Genomic DNA, 23,924 nt, shown 5'->3' with positions numbered 1-23,924 from the left:
GCTTCTATTTTTAATCATTCGTATCTTAGAGCCTGGATTGGATTTAACTTGGAAGCTTTATTTGCTGGGAATACACCGAATACGACTCCAACTACTAACGAGAACAAAAATGAAAATAGGATTACGTTGGAAGAGAAGGAGACACTTAAGCTAAATAGAGATGATACTAATTTCCCGATCCCTACCCCTGAGATAATCCCGATTAGTCCGCCGACACCGCTTAATACGACCGCTTCAATTAGGAACTGGACAAGGACATCCCGCCTTTTGGCGCCAATTGCTTTACGGATACCTATTTCTTTTGTTCGTTCAGAAACAGATACGAGCATAATATTCATAATACCAATTCCACCGACCAGCAAGGAAATACTCGCAATACCGCCGAGCATCAATGTCATCGTGTCCGATACGGAGCTCATTGTGTCCATGACATCCTGCTGATTTGTCACACTATAAGAATCAGTTTGAGTTGGGAAAAGGGACGCCATTTTTGTTTCAACCAAATTCATGACTGCATCCATTTGGTCTTCACTTTTCCCTTTTAAATAGACTGTGCTAATCGTTGTACTTCCAATTAAACGCTGGCCCGTGCTAAGTGGAACGATCACGGTATTGTCGCCGCCTTGTCCCATTGAGCTTCCTTTCGAAACAAGAACACCAACAACTTTATAGGAGGTTCCTTCAATTTGCAGATATTGACCAACAGGGTCTTCTGTTCCAAAGAAAGTTGTCGCCGTAGATGAACCAATAACAGCAACCTTTTGTCTATATTCAATATCCAAATCAGTAATAAATCGTCCTGCACTTATTTTGGTATCACGCACCTCCGAATAGGCAGCATTGGTTCCTGTCATCGTCACCTGTGAAGTTGTCCGGCCCTTTTTAACGTTGACCCGTCCTGATACAACAGGTGATACTGCTTTTACACCATCTAATTTACTAATTTCGCTAATTTTGTCCTCTGTTAAAGCCACATCCGTACTAAATGTATTAATGGTTAATAGATTGGTCCCTAATTGATTGATTTGACTCGTTACATTTTTTGTAGATCCTTGGGCAATGGACACTAAAACAATTACAGATGAGACCCCAATAATCATCCCAAGCATGGTAAGTATCGATCTTAGTTTATTTCCCTTGATACTTTTAAGAGCCATTTTAATGGATTGCAAGATGCCCAATGAGCTCACCTCCTTTTTCCTGTAATTGACCATCCTGGATACTGACCATTCGTTTTGCTTGTTTGGCAATTTCAAGGTCATGAGTAATGAGGATAATCGTATGGCCCAATTCATTTAGTTGTTTCATAATCTGCATAATTTCCTTACTTGTTTTACTGTCAAGGGCACCAGTTGGTTCATCGGCTAGCAGGATAGCTGGATTACCTGCGAGTGCTCGGGCAATAGCAACCCGCTGCTGCTGTCCGCCCGACAGCTGTGTTGGCAAATGACCAGCCCTCTCCTTTAATCCCACTTTATCCAAAGCTTCGAAAGCTCTCTCCCTTCGTTCCTTTGTGGATACCCCAGCGTATAATAAAGGAAGCTCCACATTTTCAATTGCTGTTAATTTTGTCAGCAGGTTGAAGTTTTGGAAGATAAAGCCGATTTTTTGATTTCGAATTGTCGCCAATTCATTGTCATCCATTCTAAAAATATCCTTACCATCTAGGTGATATTTTCCCGACTGTGGCTTGTCTAGACATCCGATCATATTCATTAAAGTTGATTTACCCGAACCTGATGGGCCAATAATTGCCAGGAATTCTCCTTTTTGAATTTCAATGGAAACATCATTTAATGCATGGACGATTTCTCCGCCCAGTCTGTATGCTTTTTTTAGGTTACTAATTTGCATAATCGGTTTAGTCATTAGTTTCCACTCCTTCCACTAAACTGTCCAGTACCGCTGCTGCGATACATTCCTCTCATACTACTTGTTCCTCCTATACCACTAAATAAACTATTTCCTTGTGTTGCAGTAGTTGTTGTACTTGCTTTCGCTAATTTTGGAAGTAGTACGGTATCTCCCGCTGAGAGCCCTTCTGTTATTTCTACATAATCTTCATTGGCAATGCCTGTTTTTACGGTTTTCTTTGTCATGTTTGAAGAATCATCTGATGAAACAACATTGACATATTTTTTACCATTTGACGAATGGACTGCATCAAGTGGAACATACATGACATTTTGCTTACTTTCTGTTAATATGCTAGCCTCCACGCTCATACCTACTTTAAGGTTAGCAATTTTATCAATCGTGATTGTAACGGTAAAGGTAGAAATTCCATTTGAAGAAGTACCTTCTTTTGAAATATCGCTGACTGTTCCAGTATATTTCTCATCTGGGAATGAACTTACTTTTAAATTGACCGTTTGTCCTTTTTGGATTTTAGAAATATCAAGTTCATCAATTTGCACAGCTGTTTGCAATCCACTGTAGTCCGTTACATGGGCAACCACTTGTCCGGAAGTAACACTATCTCCTGCAGAAACAGATAATGTCGTAATCTTCCCAGCTGCAGGTGCTGTGATCGGGTCACTGCCATCCATAAATGTAATCAGTTCATCACCTTTATTTACCTTTTCGCCTGTCCCGACCAATACTTCATCAATTTCATCATTATTAAATGTTGACATAATGTCTTGACTAGTAACTGCCTGAACAGTTCCGGACCCACTGATATTGACAGCTACTGTTCCTTTTTTCACCATGGCCGTACGTTCTTGTGATGATGTAGTCTTGGCACTTGTTTTTACTGCGTACCATTGATAGCCCGAGAAACTAACGACTATGGCAGCCACCGCTATTAAAATCCATTTTTTCATCTGTGCTGGCTCCTTTTCCTATACGGTTTTCATTTGAATAAGCCTATTATTATCTTAGTTTCTTAACTTTTCCTTAAAGGAATGAATTGACGGTCAATTTCTTTTCGATTATAGTTAAACACGTGAATAGTTAACGAGTTTAACTAATTTTTAAGAGGTGATATCTGGAATGAATAATCCTACCATTCAAGAGTTAATTGATCGCTATGTATCCGTTTCCTTTCGTGTTCATAAAAAAGCTGAATCCTTAATCAAGGGTCAGATTGGCGATGAGTTAACCAATGATCAGCACTACATATTAAGATATATTTCACAGTCTGAAGAATGCACATCGTCTGAATTAGCTGAGGCTTTTGAAGTAAATAAAAGTGCTATTACAGCTATTATCAACCGGATGGCTGAAAGAGGACTAATTGAGCGAACTCGGGATCAGAACGACAGGCGTGTCATCTATTTAACGTTAACAGATGCAGGAAAGACACTCTATCAGACTTGTCAGGAAAAAATTGAACAGTTAGTAGAGTCAATCATTTCTCAATTTGACGAAGTCGAAATAAAGAATTTTATCAATACCTATGAAAAGTTAGCATCTATTTTAGACAACAAGAAAAAGGAAGAAATGGAGGAATAGCGTGTGAGAGCTATTATTAAAGGAAGATGGTTTATTCTCATCGCATGGATCGCTGTTATCGCTGCCCTCTTTATGGCAGCGCCTAATATGGAGTCACTCGTCCGCGAAAAGGGGCAAATATCGGTTCCAGATGGATATTCATCCACGATTGCATCCAAGATTCTGAAAGATGTCCAATCAAGTGAAAATACAGGCAGCAGTTTACAAACTGCGCTGGTCTTCCACAGTAATAAGAGACTGACAAAGGAAGACTTTGCGAACGCTGAAAAAGCGGTTCATACACTTGAAAAAGAAAAAGCTCACCTTGGCATTACTGAGATCCTAACTCATTTCAATCAAAAGGAGTTAAAGGATCAGCTCGTTTCAAAAGACGGGAAAACCATCCTTGTTTCCGTAAAGGTAACAGCGAACGGACGGGAAGCAAAAGAAATTTCAAGGGATCTCTATCACGCCATTGATAACATTAAGCTGGATCATTATTATACCGGAAATTGGGTCATCAGCGAGGATCTTGTCACCAATTCTCAGGAAGGCTTGAAAAAAACAGAAGGGATTACCGTTGTATTTATTTTAGCGGTACTTTTGCTTGTATTTAGGTCGGTAGTAGCTCCAATTATACCGTTGGTAACAGTAGGATTCAGTTATCTAACAGCTCAATCAGTTGTTGGTTTATTAGTCGACCATGTGAATTTCCCATTATCCACATTTACGCAAACCTTCTTAGTTGCCGTCCTTTTTGGAATCGGAACTGACTATTGTATCTTACTTTTAAGCCGCTTTAAAGAAGAAATGGCGAAAAAGGATAATGTTATCGAAGCAATTGTAGAAACCTACCGGACTGCTGGAAAAACGGTTTTCTTCAGCGGAATTGCTGTTATGATTGGGTTTGCCTCCATTGGCCTATCCACCTTCCAGCTTTATAAGTCAGCAGCAGCGGTAGCTGTTGGAGTTGCCATTCTTTTACTTGCCTTACTTACAGTTGTTCCTTTTTTTATGGCTGTCCTTGGAAAAAAACTTTACTGGCCATCAAAAGGCAAGCTTGAACACAGTGACAGTAAAATCTGGGGCACCATGGGTAGATTTGCTCTATCGAAGCCTTTGCTGGCTTTTATCCTTGTTGTGATTATTTCCGTTCCATTTTTATTTACGTTCCAAGATCAACTATCATTTAATTCATTAGAAGAAATAAGTGATGAGTATCCTTCAATCAAAGGATTTAATCTTATTGCAGACTCTTTTGGTCCCGGTGAATCGATGCCAACGCAGATTGTCATTAAAAATGATGATCAACTCAATACTTCTGAATATATAACTCTGACAGATAAAATCAGCCAGGAATTGTTGAAAGTTAATAATGTGGAAACTGTTCGCTCGGTCACCCGTCCGACCGGCACACCGATCGATGATTTTTATATTTCTAACCAAGCAGCAAGCCTTGGTGATGGACTTGGCCAAGGAAATGACGGCATTAAGAAAATCAGTGCCGGCCTTTCTGATGCCGGCAGCCAAATGGCTGCTAATCAGCCCAAAATGAAGGAAGCAACAGATGGTATTAGTCAACTTATCACAGGGACTAATCAACTTAAAACAGGAATGGGCTCCCTTCAAGATGGACTAACAAGAATACAAAATGGTCTTAAGGATAGTTCGATCGGGGCCAAGGAAGCACGTAACGGGTTAGCAAATATAAAATCTCAATCTGAACAGCTTTTAGCAGGTTACAAACAGTTATTAGCAGGTTATAAGGCTGCCAGTTCTGGTCTTGCCACACTTCAAGGACATTATGATGAAATTGCCGGCGGCTTATCTGTCATTCATCAAAATCTTGTCAACACCGACCAAGCCTTTGCTAATTTAGAAAAACAATATGCGGACATTGCTCAAAATCAAAACTATCAAGCTATTAAAATGACAGTTGCTGGAGTGAAAACGGCTACCGATGCCACGGTGAAAGACCCAAGGGTATCTTTACTTACAAGCCTAAACACTCTCAATGCTGGCTTAACTAGTGCACAAAACGGCATTGAAACTGCCAATCAAAACTTAACGAAAATGATTGCCGGTCAAGGACTTCTGATTGATGGAATGGACCAGTTGATCAATGGTATTGGGCAGCTTGAAACTGGGCTTAACCAAATGGAGAAAGGTCAAGGAACAGCAATCGCCAATCTGCCAAAATTCTCAGGCGGCTTACAGGCACTCGCAACTGGTCAGCAGCAGCTTTTGTCAGGGTTCCAAGATATTGGCGGCCAAATTACGAAACTATCAAATGGTTTAACACAAAGTGCAGACGGCTTAAATCAAGTATCAAACGGCCTTAATTCAGCACAAGACTATCTTTCAAATGTTTCAAAACAAAAACAAAACGGCTTTTATATTCCACAAGATGTCCTAAATGGCAAGGATTTTCAGAAAGTGTTAAATTCCTATATGTCGCAAGATCGCAAGGTCATGACAATAGATGTTATTTTTAATAAAAATCCTTATTCCAATGAAGCCATTAACAGCGTGACTGACATCAAGCAAGCAGTAAACCGAGCGGTGACAGACACGAAGCTTGAAAATGCGAAAATAGAAGTTGGCGGTGTATCCAGTATGCACCATGACCTTGATACGATTTCAAAAGCGGATTATGCACGAACAGTAATATTAATGCTTGCAGGTATCAGCATCATACTCATTATCCTTCTTCGTTCACTGATCATGCCGCTATATTTAATCGGTTCCCTCGTTCTAACCTATTACACAGCAATGGCTATTTCAGAGTCTATTTTTGTCCATATTCTTGGCTACACGGGAATAAGCTGGGCTGTTCCGTTTTTTGCCTTTGTGATCCTCGTAGCACTTGGCATTGACTACAGCATCTTCTTAATGGACCGATTCAACGAATACCGGGATATGCCTGTCCAACAAGCAATCCTGCTATCAATGAAAAAGATGGGCAGTGTCATCATTTCTGCTGCGGTAATCTTAGGGGGTACATTCGCAGCAATGATGCCGTCTGGCGTTCTTTCATTGGTAGAAATTGCGACGATTCTCTTGATTGGATTGGCCTTGTATTCCTTGGTGATTCTACCATTGTTTGTACCGGTAATGGTAAGAACGTTTGGTCAGGCAAACTGGTGGCCGTTTATGAAAAATAATGATCGCAGGATCAATCATACCCTTTAAAAGAAAACACACTGTTCGACCGTGAACAGTGTGTTTTCTCTTATCAGCATGAAACTTTTTAACGAGTCATTCGTAAATAGTAAAGAAACGATCTAATCAGGTGAACTAGAAATTTTTCCCTTTTATGATTTACCTAGTATAATCTACATAGAACATATGATGAAGGAGTGAAAATTGTGGGTGTAACTCTTAGCAAGGGGCAAAAAGTTGATCTAACGAAATCTTACCCCGGTCTTAAAAATGTGGTTGTCGGATTAGGCTGGAATATTAGCCAGCTGGGCTCAATTTTTGACTTGGACGCTTCGGCCTTTTTATTAGGACCTTCGGGGAAAGTAAACAGCGACCAAGATTTTGTTTTCTATAATAACCCTTCGGGCGGCAATGGTTCTATTATTTATAGTGGTGATAATCGGATTGGTTCCGGCGTCCGTGATGATGAACAAATTAAGATTGATTTGGCAAAGGTTCCAGACCATATCCACCGAATTGCCTTTACGATTACAATCCATGATGCACAAGTAAAACGGCAAAATTTTGGACAAATCTCTGATTCTTACGTTCGAATTTTTAACGAGCTTACCAATGAGGAATTATTGCGTTTTAACCTAGGAAAAGATTTTACCGTTGAAACAGCGATTGTTGCAGCAGAGCTCTACCGCCATAACGGAGAGTGGAAATTTAATGCCATTGCCAGTGGTTTTCAGGGTGGATTAGCGGCTTTATGCCGAAACTTTGGAGTTACGGTTGATGACCCGCCTCAAGACTCCCAAGTTCAGCAGCCAAATTATCAGCAGGATTTGAGAACTCAACCTTCTAACACAAATCCATATCAACAAAATCAGCAGACCTATGATCCCTACCAGCAAAACCAGTTCAATCCAAATACAAACCAACCGCGCTTTTCTCTTCAGCCCGAATTGACGCAACGGCAGCCTGCCTATGGGTATCCGCAGTCAACTCAAGCACCCCCGCCAATTTCCAGTCATTCTGTTTACGGCGGAGATGAGATTATGTGTCCACGCTGTCATTCGACCAGTGTGACAACGGGAAAAAAGGGATTTGGTTTAGGAAAAGCCGCCATCGGTGGTTTGATCCTTGGACCGGTTGGATTACTTGGTGGTTTTATTGGAAAAAACCAATTAAAGTTTACTTGTAATCATTGCGGTAATGCCTGGTCCCCTTCTCAAACAGATTATGTGGAATGGGCAAATAATCAAAAAAGAAAGGCTCAAGAATTGTTCACTCGGTATAAAAGTCAGGACCTTCTTGATGCTGTCACAGCTGCCTGTGCGTTAGTGGCCATGGCAGATGGTTATTTAGATCCGGCAGAGCGGCAAAAGATGATGGAATTTGTCCATCAAAGTGAAGAATTACGCGTTTTTGATACAAATAAGGTTATTCAGAAATTCAACCTATTTGTATCACGGATGGAAAATGACCGTATGATGGGTCGTGCCGAGGCTTTTCGTGCCCTTGGAAAAATGAGGACAAAACCTGAAATAGCTCGATTAGTGGCCCGCTATTGTATTGCCATTGGCTATGCGGATGGGGATTTTGATCAAAATGAAAAGCAAATGGTTGCTGACATTTGCCGGGAGCTTGGCCTAAATCCAACGGAGTTTCTTTCTTAACAAAAGCCTCCAACCCATTAGGGATGGAGGCTTTTTCTTGATTATTTTTTCCAAACACGTTTATTTTCGACACGCTTGGTGATTCCTTTGGCGTCCAATCTTTCTAAAAATGGGATCATGTATTTTCTTGATAAATCGAGGACATCCTTTGCCGCTCCCACCTCAAACTCGTCACTCGTCCCCTTTTGCAGTTTTTCAACCGCTTCTTTGAAGACATCCCCATGGTAAGCAAATTGGTCATCAAGCTGCACCAGTAAATGTTGGTCTTCAAGAAATTTTCTTAAATCATATTCGATTGATTCGGGAATTCCTGCAGCAGAAAAATAATCTTTTAGATAGCGTACCTTAAGCCCATCCTTTTTGAGATCTTGGAGGAGATTCTCTGCCCGTTTTGCCCAGCTTTTCGGCACATGTGGTACAAATCCTGCAAGAGAAACAAATTGTTCTTTTCTCTTAAACGCCCCACTCGTAATTCCATTTTCTACAACAAAATCAAGCAAGGATTTAGGAAATCTTTTTTGCAGTGATTGTAAAAGTTCCGCTTTATTCATTCCTGCCTTCATTGAATAGTATTGATGGAACTCTTGCAAGACATCAAACATGTCTTCTTCGATTGAATCGATTAGGAGTTTAAGTGTATATTCCTTCCCATTATAGAAAACAAATTCAGGGTGAACCAAATGTTCCATTAATGTTGAGTCATCCAGGGCAGTCCGCTTAATCAGTTCCGTTAATGGAAGGCTTTTCGCATCCATGAGTGCAGCGGTAATCCGCTCTCTAGGCGTGCCTGCTTTCTTTTTTTCTAACTCTTCGATCGTCTGGTTCCCAAACCGATATTTATTCGCTCGCGGGTCGATCACCCAGCCACCGCCAATGGTTTCCTGTGGACTTGGACGACGTAAAATGAAACGATCCCCCCGCTTGGTCAAAATCTCCTCTTCCAGTCGAAGCTGACAAAGGATATCCCCGTTTTCTTCTTTAATTTCATTTCGGTCGAAAAACACAATCCGGCCCATGACCTCTGCTGTTCCTATATGAAGCTTTATCGGCATCCGCTGTTTGACAATATGTTCTAGGTCCTCAACAACTCGAATGGCGACATCCACTGTTTTGGATACAATGAAATGTTCGGATGACACTAAAACATCGCCGCGTTGCAGGTCTTCCTTCGACACATTTGATAAGTTAATCGCTGCCCTTTGACCAGCATAGGCCTTTTTTGCAGGATGATGATGGACCTGTACTTGCCTTGCTCTTACTTCAAGACCTTTTGGCATGATCTTTAAAACTTGTCCCTCTTCGACTGTTCCTTCATATACCGTTCCGCGCACAACCGTCCCTTGTCCTTTAACTGTAAAAACCTGGTCAATCGGCAGACGAAAGGCTCCTTTTGCATCACGCATTTCTAGGCCCTTTAACGTATCAATGATTAATTCTTTGATTTCAGGGATTCCCTTTTTGGATAAACTATCAACTAAAACAAAGGGGGCGTCCTCAAACACGGTCCCAGCAAGCTCACCTAAAATATCATCTTTCACCAGTTCAATGAATTCTTCATCCACTCGATCCATTTTTGAAATGGCTACGATTCCATTTTTCACGCCTAAAAACTTTAAAATATCGAGATGCTCCTTCGTTTGCGGCATTACCCCTTCATCTGCTGCCACCACGAGGACGACTAAATCAATCCCAGCCACGCCGGCAATCATTTGACGGATAAACCGTTCATGTCCAGGAACATCGATCACAGAAATTTGAATTTCTTCGTCTTCATAAAGGGGCGCAAAGCCCAATTCAATCGAGATTTGCCGTTCCTTTTCTTCCTTTAACCGGTCCGTATCCACATTGGTTAAAGCTTTTGTTAAGGAGGTCTTCCCGTGGTCAATATGCCCGGCCATCCCAATCGTAAAATATCGCTTTTCCAAGATTAACACCTTCTTAATCGTTCTACCATTCTACTGTAGCCTTAAATAGGCATTTGTACAAGCGAACTTTTTTTTAAAACAAAATGCCTCTTCTTTCACGAATCCTCCACATTATTCATGTCCACTGGTAAGGAGGATATGCTATGTTGAGGATACTACATTCAAACAACAAGGGACGAAGACAAATGAAAAAAATAATGATAACAATGCTTACTTCTTTTATCCTATTAGCTGGCTGTCAAAGCAATGACACAAAGGCAAGCGAACCAAAACAAGCCCATCCACAGCACAAAATAGCAATCGTAACAAAGTCTGTGCAAAGTTTTCCTTATCCAAATTTGCTTGCTCAAGACGAACGGACTTATTCTCTATTAGTCATAGGAGAAACCGAAGAACAAACTCCGATTGAAAAAAATCAAAAGGTCACCGAACATGTAAAAAACATCTTGAGTTTACCTAGTCAGGAACTAGCCCAAAAAGCGTATCCCGAGCTTGAGATTAGTAAAACCATCGCCTATATTCTCTTCAACCACACGGGGATTGTTCATCAAGCAAAAAACCTGCCAGAACTAATCAGTTTTCTACAAAAAAATCCTCCAGCAAACTAAACCAGAGCTTTCTGGTTTTTTTATTTTAAAAAAACACTATTAAACTAGGCAAAAATATACACAAATATTGTGAAATTTATTATAATAAAACTAAAGAATTTGCACGAGTGCAACATTTGTTGATTAGCGAACAAACCTTGCGCCTATGAAAAACAAATGAAGAAAGGTTGGTGTCTTATGAGTCAGTCAGATTCCTTTGCAGTTGATAAGGCTCGAGCCGCAGAATTAAAAACAGTTTCTGCCGCAAGAGATGCCATAAATGGAAAAGTAAAAGGCATCAGGGCCTTATTGCCCTTCCTTGGACCAGCTTTTATTGCTTCAATTGCTTATGTAGATCCGGGAAACTTTGCCACTAATATACAAAGTGGAGCCCGTTTTGGTTATAAAATGCTTTGGGTAATTGTTTTAGCGAACTTGATGGCGATGCTCTTGCAGAATATGTCAGCCAAGCTTGGTATTGCTACTGGCAGGAGTTTACCTGAAATATGCCGTGATCGGATGCCAAAATGGCTCACGATGATTATGTGGATTGTCTCAGAATTTGCCGCTATGGCAACGGATCTCGCTGAATTTTTAGGAGCAACACTGGCACTAAACTTACTAGCCGGTATTCCCATGATCTATGCCACAATCATCACAGGGGTAGTAACCTATTTAATCTTAATGCTTGAAAAATTTGGCTTCCGGCCGTTAGAGAAATTTATCGCTGCTTTCGCAATGCTAATTGGTTTATGCTACTTGGTGGAAACCATACTGTCACGGCCTGATTTTTCGCAGATTGCTTATCATAGTGTGGTCCCATGGCTCGGTAATAATGAAAGTATTATGCTAGCTGTCGGCGTAATTGGGGCAACCGTTATGCCGCACGCCATCTACTTACACTCAAGCTTAACCCAGAATAGAATCGTGCCAAGAAATGATACAGAAAAAATAAAGATCCAAAAATTTAGTACAAAAGAAATTATCATTGCGATGACATTGGCAGGATTCGTTAATCTGGCGATGATGTATATGGCGGCCTCTGTTTTTAACACAACAGGTCAAAGCCATATTGCTGACTTGACCACTGCCTACCATACCCTCACACCGTTGCTAGGCGCAGCTGCCGCTAGTGTTTTCCTTGTCTCATTGCTTGCTTCGGGTCTTTCAAGTTCAGTTGTCGGAACAATGGCGGGTCAAGTGATTATGCAGGGATTTGTAGGTTTTAGCATTCCGTTATGGATACGCCGGTTGGTAACCATGCTTCCAACTGTCATTATTGTGGCACTCGGAGTCGATCCAACCCAGACACTCATTATTAGCCAGGTCATTCTAAGTATTGTACTACCCTTCCCGATTATCGCCTTGATTTATTTCACACAAAAGAAAGATTTAATGGGTGTACTAACCAATAAGAAAATTACTACCATCCTTTCTTCCCTCTTTGCCATCATCATCCTTGGCTTAAATATTTGGATGGTTTTGCAAATAGTAATGGGTTGAACAGAATAGAATAGAGCGGAAAAACACCATCATTGGCGATGGTGTTTTTCCTTTTTAAAATGGCTAATAAATAATCCTGGGATAACCTCAAGGTCAGATACATGGTTGAAACCATGTTTTAAATATAAATTTTTAGCGGGAGGATTATCCTTTCCTGTTGATACAGATAGAACGGAAATGTCCGGATTCTGCTCTTCCACTCTCGTTAACAGCTTTTCGGCAATTCCTTTCCGAAATTGGCTTGGATGTACGACCATCCGGCAAATGGTCAGTTCATCCTTCTCAATCGTGTAAGAAATAGCACCAGCAAGATTTTCACCTTCATAATACCCCAAAAAGGTTTCTCCACACTCTTTTAGTTCCGCCATCGTTTCTAGTAAAGGGGGAATATCATAGTAATGGATTAATTGTGCCTCAATTATGTACGATGCTCTTTGCAGTTCAAAGACGTCTGTTACTATTTCTGGATGATGTAAATCCAGTTCTTTAATCATTTGGTTTCCCCTCCTAACAAAAAATCCCCCACCTGGTGAGGGACCCTATTTTAGGCAACTTTAATTGCTTTTCCAAATGGGACGCGCGGCAGAAAATCCCCAGGTACAAGCCAAAATAATTCAAAATCAACCTTTTCCATATCCTCTGAAAAAAAGCCGGTAACATCGGTAATATAAAATAGTGTATCAATCTTCTCTTCCTTTGCCCACTCTAAAACTAATGTATAGGAAGATTTCCCATGTGTATGATATTTAATGGAATCGCTTTGAACGGGGGAAATACTTCTAATTTTAAAATCCGCTTGAACTAACAACGTATCTGGTTTTAATTGTTCAAACAGTTTGACTATGTTATTAATAAGAATAACCGGCGCTTCATTTGTTGACGTATCTACTGCTAATGCAATCCTTTTCTCCTGCCTCTGCTGAATCATAGAAAGTATTGTTTTATGCCATCTCAACCCCAACAACCCCTTTGCTTTGAATGAGTGAACTATCTTATTTTGGGTTTTAAGGTAAGGGTTTATGATTGGTTAATTGCGGGAAAATAGTGTCTATTTTAATGAATTTCTGTAGGTATCTGCCAAGTACTTCCAATCCTTGATAAAAATCGGCCAAAGATTTGGCCGTCGTCTTACTGCCAAAGGATGGTAACTAGCCGTAGTATGATAACCATGGACTTTATGTAATTTTCCATGCAATTGCTTTACATTCACTTCAGCATCCTGAAAAAAGGACTGAACCGCTACATTTCCAAGACAAAGAATGAACTCAGGCATTTTGACCGAGAGCTGTTGATTTAGATGCATCATACATGTTTTCCGGACCTCATCTTTATCATAAGCCCTGACTGGTTTTCTTTTTAAGATATAGGTTACATACAAATCCTCTTCTGTTAGACCTGCCTCTTGTGCCGCTTTTTGCAGTGTTTGTCTTGTACCGCATACAAAGGGATTCCCTTCGCGGTCTTCACGGGTCCCCGGATTATCAAGAAGAATCATAATTGGTGCATTCGGATTTCCTTCCCCCCAGATTAGCCTTGATCCATGCTGATCAAGTCCGCATTCACCACAATTTATATATGCTTCCGGAGCTGGCTCTTCCGGCCATAATATTGGACAAAAGTCAGTCAATGCTTATCCCTCCGATGGCTTGCTTCTTCGTCTAATGTTACCCATGGTCAAGTTCATTTTTAATTCAGGATTATTTTCTCAGGAGAATTTTTGTTTTACCGCTAATAATAAGCTTAATGGTTAGAAAACTCTCGCTTTTTCTTCAAGTATTCTTTTTCACATTTTAAAAGCTTATAATGAACAATATTTCCTTCTTGCTTTTTCTTCCCTACAACCACCCACTTAAGGTCTGAGAGCTTTAAATGCACCGCTACATTTGTATTATCGGGCTGTTTATAAAGTAAATAAGCTTCCGATGGTTTCACAAAAAGAGTCGGTTTTCCACGAGATGCGACAATAAATTGTTCATGTAAGGACTGATAATTTTCATCGACTTCTTTTCCGCCGTAGATAAGATGGGCAGCATCTAAATCCTTGTCCGAAACCTCTAAATAGTTTTGCGAATCAATATCCAATCCAAGTTCAGTTATGATATCTCTCATGATGGCTTTATTATATAATACATCACGATTTTTCATATCTTCAAGGCAATCGGAAGACAACCTAGGTAGATCTTCGGCACGTGTATTGAGTGGACAGAGAGTTACGAATAGACTCCACAAGAGGATTGCCATTTTCTTCATCTAAAAACCCCCTAACCATGTTTGAACTTATTATTCGATATGGCTGGAAAATTTATTCAATTAGAGGAAAAACGCCCTTTTTTTAGATAAGAAAGTGACAGCTTTAATAGATTATACATGCTATAATGAAAATATTGACTATTCAGAAAACAATACGTCTGTGAAATGAGGGATAAAATTGCCATACGATGTCATCGTAGTGGGGGCTGGTCTGGCCGGCTTGGTAACCGTTGCCGAACTTGCTGATGCCGGTAAAAAAGTATTACTTTTAGATCAAGAACCGGAAGCCTCTCTTGGCGGCCAAGCATGGTGGTCATTCGGCGGTCTATTTTTAGTAGACTCACCCGAACAGAGAAGGTTGGGGATAAAGGATTCGAGGGAACTTGCCTGGCAGGACTGGCTAGGATCGGCCGGCTTTGACCGTGCGTACGATGAAGATTATTGGGGTAAAAAGTGGGCAGAGGCCTATGTTGATTTTGCTGCTGGCGAAAAACGTCAATGGCTCTATGATATGGGGGTCCGTTTCTTTCCAGTGGTTGGCTGGGCTGAGCGTGGAGGGTATACAGCAGAAGGTCATGGTAACTCTGTTCCCCGTTTCCATATCGTTTGGGGGACTGGCCCCGGACTTGTCAAGCCGTTTGAGGAACGAGTCCGGCAAGCAATAGCGGAAGGTCTTGTTGACTATCGTCCGCGCCATCGTGTGAATGAATTAATAAAAAATGCTGGAACGGTCACTGGGGTAAGGGGTGATGTTCTTATCGCTAGTTCCGCTGCTCGTGGGGAAGCAAGCTCCCGGGAGGTTGTTGGGGATTTTGAGTTCCTTGCCCAAGCAGTTGTGGTAACAAGCGGCGGCATCGGCGGAAACCATGAGCTGATTCGAAAAAACTGGCCCTCCCGGTTAGGTGAGGCACCAAAACAGATGATTTCCGGCGTGCCTGAACATGTTGATGGCAGGATGCTCGCCATTACTGAAAAAGCCGGCGGCCGAATTGTGAATCGTGACCGAATGTGGCACTATACAGAAGGCATAAAAAATTGGAATCCCGTATGGTCTAACCATGGAATTCGAATCCTTCCTGGTCCCTCCTCCCTCTGGCTTGACGCTAAAGGGAACCGCTTTCCCGCACCAAATTTCCCAGGCTTTGATACGCTGGGAACTCTGGAAGCAATAATGAAATCAGGCTACGATTATTCGTGGTTTATTTTAACTCAGAAAATTATTGAAAAAGAGTTTGCCCTTTCCGGATCGGAACAGAATCCAGATTTGACAGAAAAGAGTATTAAAAAGGTATTGGCCCGAGTCCTTCCAGGTCCGACGGCACCAGTGAAAGCGTTCATGGATAAGGGGGAGGATTTTGTTATTGCGAAAACGTTGGATGAATTGGTTACAGGGATGAATAAGCTGACCGGTGATCAGCTCCTCCATGTTGATGTAGTAAGACGGCAAATTGAAGCACGTGACAGGGAAATCGATCATAAATTTACAAAAGATCTGCAAATTACTGCTATGCGCGGGGCTCGAAATTATTTAGGGGATAAACTAATTCGCGTAGCACCACCACATAAGATTCTTGATCCAAAAATGGGCCCCCTCATTGCTGTCCGTTTAAATATTGTCAGTCGTAAAACGCTGGGCGGTCTGCAAACCGATTTATCCGGAAGAGTGCTTGATGCTTCAGGCAGCCCAGTGCCTGGATTATATGCCGCCGGCGAGGTATCAGGCTTTGGCGGCGGAGGGATACATGGGTACCGCTCCCTTGAAGGAACATTCGTCGGGGGCTGTCTATTCACAGGCCGGCAAGCGGGACGGGCACTTGTACAAGAATTAAATGGGTGAAGCAAAGGGACGGTTCTTATGCTTCCGAAGCATAAGAACCGTCCCCCTGCTTATTTTGACCGTTCTAACTATTTTTCCCGGCTAGCGGGCACAATTACCCTTTATTTTGACCGCTTCAACTATTTCTCCGGGTTAACGGGCACAATTACCTTTTATTTTGACCGTCCAAACTATTTTTACCCGATTCGCGGGCACAATTAGAATCCAACAACAACAATAAAGCAGTGAATTCCCCTTTCAAAGGAAACCCACTGCTTTTTCAAATTAATTCGTAAACATAAACTCCGTCCGGCTGCCCGTCTGACCGGCAATTACTTCAAGTCTAACATCGATTCGCTCTTTTAGTTCGGGTACGTGCGAGATGATACCAACCAAGCGGCCGCTGCTTTGGATATCCATTAAGGCTTCAATGGCTTGGTCAAGTGATTCAGGGTCAAGCGTACCAAATCCTTCATCAATAAACATCGTCTCCAACGAAACGCCGCCGGCATAATTTTGCACTACATCAGCAAGCCCCAAGGCCAACGACAACGATGCCTTAAAACTTTCTCCTCCCGATAACGTTTTAACATGACGCTCCTGACCGGTATATTGGTCAAACACAAGCAATTCCAAACCGCTCTGGGCATTCCCTTTCGACCGATCTGTCTTCCGCTGTAACAGATAGCGCCCAGAGGTCATCTTTCGCAGCCGGATATTGGCTTCATGTAAAATATCATCCAAGAAAGCAGCCAGAACATATCGTTCAAATGTTATCCGTAAATGATTCTGCCCCCTGGAAATATCAGAAAGGTCGCCAATAATACTAAACCGTTCCTCAAGCGCCTTTACCTCGTTATTCAGGCGTTCAACCCGCTGATAAATTTCCTCGTTATCCCGCTTTTTAACATATAAATCGGTTCTCTCTTGAGTAAGCTTTTCAATTTCGGCAGTAAACTTTGCTAACTCCAGCTTGATCCCCTCAACATCCGGTGTTTTCACATCAGTAAGGAGCTCAGTCAGTTCTTTCAAGCGGTCAGATACAGATCGTAATTCTTCACGGTAGCTCCGAATCTCATCTTGAAGGTACTGAATTTCTCCTTCTGATTTTTTAGAAGCAGCATAAAGCCCATATTTTTCAAAACCCTGCTCTGATAATTTGGCAACAAAGATTCCGCGTTCCGTCTCCAGCTCCTGCTGTTTGGCAGCATGATGCTTCTTTGCATCTTGTAATCTAGCCGTTTCACTCGATAGCTTTTCATTCACCTCTTGGAGGCGTTTCTGTGCTACTTCCAGCTGTTTCACTAACATGTCATGACGATTTCTTAATGATGCAAGCATCCTCTCATATTCCACTTCTGAACGAAGATTTTCCGGAATCACCTTCATCATTCTAGTAAGATCGGTTTTCTTTTCAGTAAACTGAACCGTTAAATCATTCACCAATGCTGACAGCTGCTGAATTCCGGACTGTAAGGCTACTCTTTCTGACTCTTTTGTCTCCATTTCTGACTTGAGCCGTTCAAGGAGCTTCATTTGTTCCTCTAGCTTGTCTTGACGTTGAACAAGTTGAGTTTTAGCCGCAGATGCCTCCATTTTTACATTTGGCAACTCTTCAACAGTAAAATCTGGACGATGCAGGCATATTTCGTTAAGTAGGTCCTGAACTGCTTCTTTCTGTGCACTTTCTTCCGAGCGACACTGATAAAAACTCGCTTCTACTTTTGATTTTTCATTTTCCCATTGTGAAGCTTGCTCCTTAGCAGACTTCAAATCTTCTTCCGTAGGAATCTGATTTTCTTGTTCAATCGACGGTCTAGGATGATCCAAAGAACCGCAAACAGGACACGCTTCACCAGTATGGAGGTTAGCAGCTAGAATGGCTGCTTGACCATGGATCCATTTTTTCTCCAACTCTTCGACAATCGCTTTCGCATCATGATAACGAGCCAGTGTATTTTCGAATCGTCCTGTAGTTGTAACTAGGTTTTGTTCTGCCTTTTGATGACGTGCAAGCAATGTTTCTAGCTTTTCGAGCCGAGCAAGATCAACTTTCAGTTTTTCAAGCTTGCTTTCATTTTCTAAAAAGGTTAGCTTTCCTCTTTCGATTTCTTCTTTATGAGACTTTAACGTACTGATTCGTTCATCCAATTGGTGAAGTCTCTGTTCATGATTGGCTTGCTTTTCCTTTGCTTCCTTGAGCTCGGCATCCTTTTGTTTTGTCTCTTTGAGCAATGCCGAAAACGAGTAGACATCTTCCTTCATGCTTACCAATCGATTCACTTCATCGAGCACAGACTGACGCTCACCCTCACGCTCCTGCTCCCTTTGCAGCTGCTGTGCAGATTCTTCAGAGAGTCCATTTAATTTGTCAATCTGGGCAGCAATCACGTTTATATTCTCCTGAAGCTGGTCTGCCTCCCGTTTTAACCGGTGGCATAACTCCTCTTGTTTCGCTAAAAGTGCGGCCTTTTGCGCCCGCTGAACTTGGATTTCTTTCTCTTTGTACTCATCTTCTTGAGCGAGCAAACGCGACATTTTCCCTTTTAACTCCGCTTTTGTTTGCAGCTGTTTTAGGATTGCTTCTGCTTCAAATAGCTGTGCCTTTAGTTTGTCTTGGGCTTGTTCCTTGTCTGTTAATTGATTAGCTAATTGTTGGAGTTTTTCGACCATGCCGGCAATTTCTACTTGTAAAAGCGGCATGATAATGGTGTGATTTTCTGGGTCCGATTCTAGCGCTTGACCGAGCTCATCATTTGTAAATGCATGGATTCGGCGTAAGGATTCATTTCGTGATTTCTCAGTTTCTTCCACCGTCTTTTTCAAATCACTTGCTTCCTCTCTCAGCTTTTCTTCTATTAGTTTATAAAGCTGGGTGTGAAACAGACGCTGCAGGATCATTTCTTTATCCTTACTGTCTGACGTTAACAGCTTGCGGAATTCTCCTTGTGGAATCATCAGGATTTGCCGAAATTGATTGGCATCAATCAACATGATTTCTTTAATTTTTTCCTCGACATCACTTGTTTTCGAGGCAAGCAATTTTCTTTCCCCATCAGCATCCCACATATATAATTCCGCTTTCGCGCCAATCGTGGTATAGCCATCGCCTCTATCTTTCTTTTTTAGCTGCTGCGGTGAACGGGTAATCGAATAGACTTTGTTACGCAGGGTAAAGTCCAGAGAAACCTCTGTTAACATCTCTTCCGTTGCGAATTGGCTCCGTAGTTCGGGACCGTTTCGGTCTTCCCCGCTGGCCTTTCCATAAATGGCATAACTAATCGCGTCAAAAATGGTGGTTTTTCCCGCGCCCGTTTTCCCGGAGATGACAAACATGGTCCGGTTTCCAAGCTGGTTAAAATCAATTTCCTCTTTGCCTGCATATGGACCAAATGCCTGCATAGTCAATTTCAAAGGTTTCATCTATTTCCCTCCTCTCGTAATACCTTTTCAATGATCTCGGTCATAACAGATCTTTTTTTCGTTGTAAATTCAGAGGTTGTCATATCTGTATAAAATTGTTCGAACAGTTCAAGCTCAGACTTCTTCTCACTTTTTAGAGCCATGTAGGATTGTTTTTTCTTGCTGTCTGTCAGCTCAATCTTTTTTTCCAGATGAAGAACATTTGGATAAACCTGACGCAATTTATTAATCGGATCGAGCAAGGCCCCTTGATCCAGCAAGGTAATTTTTAAATAATCATCCACTCGTTCATTAGCATAAAAGTTAGGGTCAAGTAATTCTTCGATATGTCCTTCAATCTCTCGCATGTCATGTTTTGGTGTAAGTGAACGGTAACGGTGAGTGAAATTTCCTTTTTCGTCCATTTCAATGATTGATATCGATTTTCTTTGCTTTGCTTCGGAAAACGAATACTTTAAGAGAGACCCTGAATACTTTACGTTCTCGTGGTTAATAGCATCCGGACTATGGAGATGTCCAAGAGCTGTATAGGAAAAAGGAGCGAATAATTCTGCTCCGACACAACCTGAACCGCCAACAGATAAGATCCGTTCAGAATCGGAAGTTTGGCCGCCTAGAACAAAGGCATGTCCCACTAAAACGTTTGGTTGATTCGGGTTCAAGGTCTCTTCTATTTTTCCAATCAGAGCCTTCATCGCCTCTTGATGGGAATGAATGGAATCATCGTCAAGCAGCTGGCGAACAACCCCCGGCTCTGCATAAGGAACAAGGTAAAAATTAACTCCATTAATCTGAAAGGGCTTGAAGTTATTTGATAGTTTACCGGTTAAATAGAATTGACTATGTTTATACCATGAACTGCCGAAGGATAGCCGCTCTGCACTGTCATGGTTCCCAGCAATTGCTACAACAGGTGTTTTTAGCTCAACATTAATTTTAAAAAGAATTTCATCTAATAACTCAACCGCATCAGTCGGCGGCACAGACCGGTCATAAAGGTCACCGGCAATGACCACCGCATCCGGCTTTTCTTCTTCCACAATTGATACAAATTGTTCAAGTGCAGCACGTTGATTTTCCGTCATATAGACACCGTGGACTAATTTACCTAAATGCCAATCAGCGGTGTGAATAAATTTCATTTTGGTCACCTCTTGCATATTCGAATACTTCTATTATAGCAAAATACCAATTGGAATGAGCTTGGTAATCACTTGTATTTGGACAATAAAAAACAGCCTGAGACTTTTTTGTCCAGGCTGTTGAGATTGTAGTTTTTGGTAGGATTACTTCTTTGTTACGTTAGCAGCTTGTGGCCCACGAGCTCCTTCAACAACTTCGAAAGATACTTCTTGACCTTCTTCTAAAGTTTTGAAACCTTCTGTTTGAATGGCAGAATAGTGAACGAATACGTCGTTTCCATCTTCTGCTTCGATGAATCCAAAACCTTTTTCTGAGTTAAACCATTTTACTTTACCGTTTTTCATGTAAAAAAATCCTCCTATTGGCTTACAATGAAGCCATGTGTAAAATTCACCAAAGGACAACGTGATAGCTTTACTTCATTTCCTCATCCAAACATCAGTTAAAACTTTGAACAAGCTGTAACATAAATCTAATCTCGTGTTCAACGGCTGTCTAAAATTTATCATTTCTATTAAAATATGTCAAGAAAGGGCTTTATGACACAGTTTTACAAGGTTCTGCAAATCTCTATATCTATCTATTTCATTCTACCTTCCTATAATCCGCAACAAACCAGTTTTGTCGATTTTTGAAGAAAAATAGTTAGGCGGATTTCTATTGTAGTACAAATTTTTATAACCAGAATGATCATTTTGTGTTATCTATAAGAAATTTCCCTTTAAATCCATAAAAATAGCCGAAGACATTAAATCTTCGGCTGTGGCAGGACTTCTTCTTCCTCTTCCTTAAACTTATCGAGGATGGTAATCGTATCGACTAAATGATTATTAAAAATTTGGCGGGCAACGGCCAGCAGTTCAATAATCATAGGATCCTTCAATGTATAAATGACCTTATTTCCTTCCTTTGTACCTGAAACAATATTTTTCGCCCGTAAAATGGTCAGCTGCTGTGACACAGCAGAACCTTCGCTTCCAACAAGGGTTTGAATTTCATTAACATTCTTATCCCCTTCTGCCAGCAGCTCCAATATTCGGATTCTTAATGGATGGGCAAGTGCCTTGAAAAATTCTGCTTTAAATTGCTGCATCTCTAAATTCAAATCATCACTTCCTCTTATCTTAAAAGGTGGCTGTTAATTTTGCCCGATTTTCCACAACCTCTTTTGTTGATAGTTGTTTACATTCTCTAAAAGCAAAATGCTTGCAGCCAAGGCATTTATTTTCATTTATCTGTGATAATCCATATTGAATAGCATCCCCTGTATGTTCAAAAAAATGGTCCTGCCCAATTAAATCAAATAGACCTGTCTTTCTAAGAACATTTTCCGGCTGTGAATTCAATCCTGATACCAACACTATACCACTTTTGGCAAAATGTTTCACAATGCTTGCAAGGATGGCTTCACCGGTTGTATCCATTAACGGTACCTTGCTCATCCGCAAAAGAAGGATTTTAGGGCGATAGTTAATGGTTTCCATAATGGTCTTCTCAAATGTTTGAGCTGCTCCAAAGAATAACGGTCCCTCCACATTAAAGATACTAATTTGCGGGCAATCGTGAGTATCAGTAACCATGGATGTTTCAACTTTTCCTTGTCGATTCTGTGGATTAGGCAGCGCCTTTGCCGTCGTAGTCACATCACTCATTCGTTTCACAAACAGTATCGCAGACATGACTAACCCAATTTCAACGGCTGTTGTTAGGTTCACAAATACGGTAAGGAAAAAGGTAACCAAAAGCACGATTGAATCCGTTGATCTTGTTTTCACAATGTGAGCAAATACCTTTCGTTCGCTCATATTCCAAGCAACCACCATTAAGATGGGCGCCATACTCGCAAGTGGTATATAAGATGCCTTTGGGGCAACGAATATTAAAACAAGTAGAACCACGATGCCATGAATCATACCGGAGAACGGGGAAACTGCTCCGTTTTTAATATTTGTCGCAGTCCGTGCTAATGCCCCCGTGGCTGGAATACCGCCAAAAAGCGGGGTAATCATGTTTGCTATCCCTTGACCTATCAATTCTTTATTACTGTTATGGCGGCTATTGGTCATTCCGTCAGCTACAACAGCAGAAAGAAGGGATTCGATTCCTCCAAGCATCGCAATCACAAACGCCGGCTTTAACAGCTTTGTGATTAGGTCCAGATTAAGTTCAGGTACATGTATCTGTGGTAATGTACTAGGAATTTCCCCATATGCTGTACCGATTGTTGCAACTTGACCTGGATAAAATACTGCAGCCACAAGTGTTGAAACCAAAAGTCCAATTAACGGACCAGGAATTTTTGGCGCAACTTTTGGCGTTACTACTACCATCATTAAACAAACCCCTGCCGTAAGCAGACTAAATAGATTGATTGAGTCTAAGTGAACAAAGATTTCCTTTACGTTGAGAATAAATTCTTCATGTTTTTTGATTCCTGTTAATCCTAGAAAACTAGCAATTTGTCCAGTGAAAATCGTAACGGCTATTCCTGCTGTAAATCCGATTGTTACGGGTCTAGGGATCCATTTTATTAATGAGCCTAATCGGAATATCCCCATTAGTGTTAAAATAATCCCCGCCATAAATCCTGCGATAAGAAGATTTTCATAACCATATGACATGACGATTCCAAATAAAATCGGGATAAACGCTCCAGTTGGTCCACCGATTTGGTATTTTGAACCGCCAAGAAGGGAGATTAGAATCCCAGCTACGATCGTCGTATAGATTCCATATTCCGGCTTCACTCCTGAAGCAATGGCAAACGCCATCCCCAAAGGAATTGCAATCACACCTACAATTAAGCCTGAAAGCAAATCCTTTTGAAAACTTCCTACTGAATAATGTTGGAACCTCTTGTCAAAAAACATAGTAACCCTTCTTATCGTTTTATTTTAGTATATCTGATTATTTGAATATGGAGGAATACAAAGTAATATTCAAGTAGTTTACTTAAAAAAGTTTTACTTGTTTTCTTGATTATTATCGTGTTATAATGATTAAGCGATGAGCTGAGTTG

At 41.1% G+C, this 23,924-nt stretch carries 19 protein-coding genes; 6 read left to right on the top strand and 13 right to left on the bottom strand.

The window, feature by feature from the left end; genetic code table 11:
* Window positions 1–14 precede the first annotated feature (14 nt).
* Genes L1999_RS11420 through L1999_RS11410 form a run of 3 tightly spaced genes read right to left on the bottom strand, consistent with a single transcriptional unit; the run spans window position 15 to window position 2,825 of the window.
* On the bottom strand, window positions 15–1,181 hold the full coding sequence (locus L1999_RS11420; protein WP_235743648.1) for an ABC transporter permease: 1,167 nt from the start codon (window positions 1,179–1,181) through the stop codon (window positions 15–17).
* On the bottom strand, window positions 1,159–1,869 hold the full coding sequence (locus tag L1999_RS11415) for an ABC transporter ATP-binding protein (RefSeq protein ID WP_275677558.1): 711 nt from the start codon (window positions 1,867–1,869) through the stop codon (window positions 1,159–1,161). Before L1999_RS11415 ends, L1999_RS11420 begins: the two co-directional genes overlap by 23 nt.
* A complete protein-coding gene (locus L1999_RS11410) occupies window positions 1,869–2,825 on the bottom strand; it encodes an efflux RND transporter periplasmic adaptor subunit (RefSeq protein ID WP_235743647.1) in 957 nt (318 codons plus the stop codon). The genes L1999_RS11415 and L1999_RS11410 overlap by 1 nt, the downstream gene beginning before the upstream one ends.
* 169 nt (window positions 2,826–2,994) lie before the next feature.
* Between L1999_RS11410 and L1999_RS11405 the strand changes: the two genes are divergently transcribed.
* The 3 genes from L1999_RS11405 (at window position 2,995) to L1999_RS29585 (ending at window position 8,258) form a co-directional block, all read left to right on the top strand.
* Window positions 2,995–3,456, top strand: a complete 462-nt coding sequence (locus L1999_RS11405; RefSeq protein ID WP_235743646.1) for a MarR family winged helix-turn-helix transcriptional regulator — start codon at window positions 2,995–2,997, stop codon at window positions 3,454–3,456.
* 3 nt (window positions 3,457–3,459) lie between these two features.
* Window positions 3,460–6,627: an MMPL family transporter gene (locus tag L1999_RS11400; RefSeq protein ID WP_235743645.1), complete on the top strand. Its 3,168-nt coding sequence runs from the start codon at window positions 3,460–3,462 to the stop codon at window positions 6,625–6,627.
* A 176-nt stretch (window positions 6,628–6,803) separates the two neighbouring features.
* On the top strand, window positions 6,804–8,258 hold the full coding sequence (locus L1999_RS29585; RefSeq protein ID WP_275677557.1) for a TerD family protein: 1,455 nt from the start codon (window positions 6,804–6,806) through the stop codon (window positions 8,256–8,258).
* A gap of 41 nt (window positions 8,259–8,299) precedes the next feature.
* Here L1999_RS29585 and selB read toward each other — a convergent pair whose 3' ends face one another.
* Entirely contained in the window at window positions 8,300–10,183 is a 1,884-nt protein-coding gene (selB, locus tag L1999_RS11385) for a selenocysteine-specific translation elongation factor (protein ID WP_235743644.1), read from the bottom strand.
* Window positions 10,184–10,326: 143 nt separating this feature from the next.
* On the opposite strand from selB, the gene L1999_RS11380 reads away from it, so the two are divergent.
* Both L1999_RS11380 and L1999_RS11375 read left to right on the top strand, forming a co-directional pair.
* Window positions 10,327–10,791, top strand: a complete 465-nt coding sequence (locus L1999_RS11380; protein WP_235743643.1) for a hypothetical protein — start codon at window positions 10,327–10,329, stop codon at window positions 10,789–10,791.
* A gap of 177 nt (window positions 10,792–10,968) precedes the next feature.
* Window positions 10,969–12,273, top strand: coding sequence for an Nramp family divalent metal transporter (locus L1999_RS11375; RefSeq protein ID WP_235743642.1), 1,305 nt, complete (start codon window positions 10,969–10,971; stop codon window positions 12,271–12,273).
* A gap of 29 nt (window positions 12,274–12,302) precedes the next feature.
* On the opposite strand, the gene L1999_RS11370 is transcribed toward L1999_RS11375, so the two are convergent.
* The 4 genes from L1999_RS11370 to L1999_RS11355 all read right to left on the bottom strand — a co-directional run bounded on the left by L1999_RS11370 (window position 12,303) and on the right by L1999_RS11355 (window position 14,523).
* Window positions 12,303–12,767 (bottom strand): GNAT family N-acetyltransferase, encoded by a 465-nt coding sequence (locus L1999_RS11370; RefSeq protein WP_235743641.1) that lies wholly within the window; start codon window positions 12,765–12,767, stop codon window positions 12,303–12,305.
* Between the two features lie 50 nt (window positions 12,768–12,817).
* The gene (locus L1999_RS11365) at window positions 12,818–13,201 is read right to left on the bottom strand and encodes a vWA domain-containing protein (RefSeq protein ID WP_430540031.1); all 384 of its coding nucleotides are present in this window, start codon (window positions 13,199–13,201) and stop codon (window positions 12,818–12,820) included.
* 120 nt (window positions 13,202–13,321) lie between these two features.
* Entirely contained in the window at window positions 13,322–13,900 is a 579-nt protein-coding gene (locus L1999_RS11360) for a uracil-DNA glycosylase (protein ID WP_235743639.1), read from the bottom strand.
* Window positions 13,901–14,013: 113 nt separating this feature from the next.
* Window positions 14,014–14,523: a hypothetical protein gene (locus L1999_RS11355; RefSeq protein WP_235743638.1), complete on the bottom strand. Its 510-nt coding sequence runs from the start codon at window positions 14,521–14,523 to the stop codon at window positions 14,014–14,016.
* A gap of 178 nt (window positions 14,524–14,701) precedes the next feature.
* Between L1999_RS11355 and L1999_RS11350 the strand changes: the two genes are divergently transcribed.
* Window positions 14,702–16,360 (top strand): FAD-binding dehydrogenase, encoded by a 1,659-nt coding sequence (locus L1999_RS11350; protein WP_235743637.1) that lies wholly within the window; start codon window positions 14,702–14,704, stop codon window positions 16,358–16,360.
* 264 nt (window positions 16,361–16,624) lie between these two features.
* Here L1999_RS11350 and L1999_RS11345 read toward each other — a convergent pair whose 3' ends face one another.
* From L1999_RS11345 to L1999_RS11325, 5 genes are all read right to left on the bottom strand, one after another.
* Window positions 16,625–19,762 (bottom strand): AAA family ATPase, encoded by a 3,138-nt coding sequence (locus L1999_RS11345; RefSeq protein ID WP_235743636.1) that lies wholly within the window; start codon window positions 19,760–19,762, stop codon window positions 16,625–16,627.
* Window positions 19,759–20,904: an exonuclease SbcCD subunit D gene (locus L1999_RS11340; protein ID WP_235743635.1), complete on the bottom strand. Its 1,146-nt coding sequence runs from the start codon at window positions 20,902–20,904 to the stop codon at window positions 19,759–19,761. Before L1999_RS11340 ends, L1999_RS11345 begins: the two co-directional genes overlap by 4 nt.
* Before the next feature lie 144 nt (window positions 20,905–21,048).
* On the bottom strand, window positions 21,049–21,249 hold the full coding sequence (locus L1999_RS11335; protein WP_007083969.1) for a cold-shock protein: 201 nt from the start codon (window positions 21,247–21,249) through the stop codon (window positions 21,049–21,051).
* 404 nt (window positions 21,250–21,653) lie between these two features.
* On the bottom strand, window positions 21,654–22,010 hold the full coding sequence (locus L1999_RS11330; RefSeq protein ID WP_215046265.1) for an ArsR/SmtB family transcription factor: 357 nt from the start codon (window positions 22,008–22,010) through the stop codon (window positions 21,654–21,656).
* Window positions 22,011–22,029: 19 nt separating this feature from the next.
* Window positions 22,030–23,775: a SulP family inorganic anion transporter gene (locus L1999_RS11325; RefSeq protein WP_235743634.1), complete on the bottom strand. Its 1,746-nt coding sequence runs from the start codon at window positions 23,773–23,775 to the stop codon at window positions 22,030–22,032.
* Window positions 23,776–23,924 lie beyond the last annotated feature (149 nt).

It is taken from the genome of Neobacillus drentensis, from assembly GCF_021560175.1.
Classification (GTDB): domain Bacteria; phylum Bacillota; class Bacilli; order Bacillales; family Cytobacillaceae; genus Neobacillus; species Neobacillus drentensis_A.
This window is presented reverse-complemented; position numbering and strand designations above follow the sequence as displayed.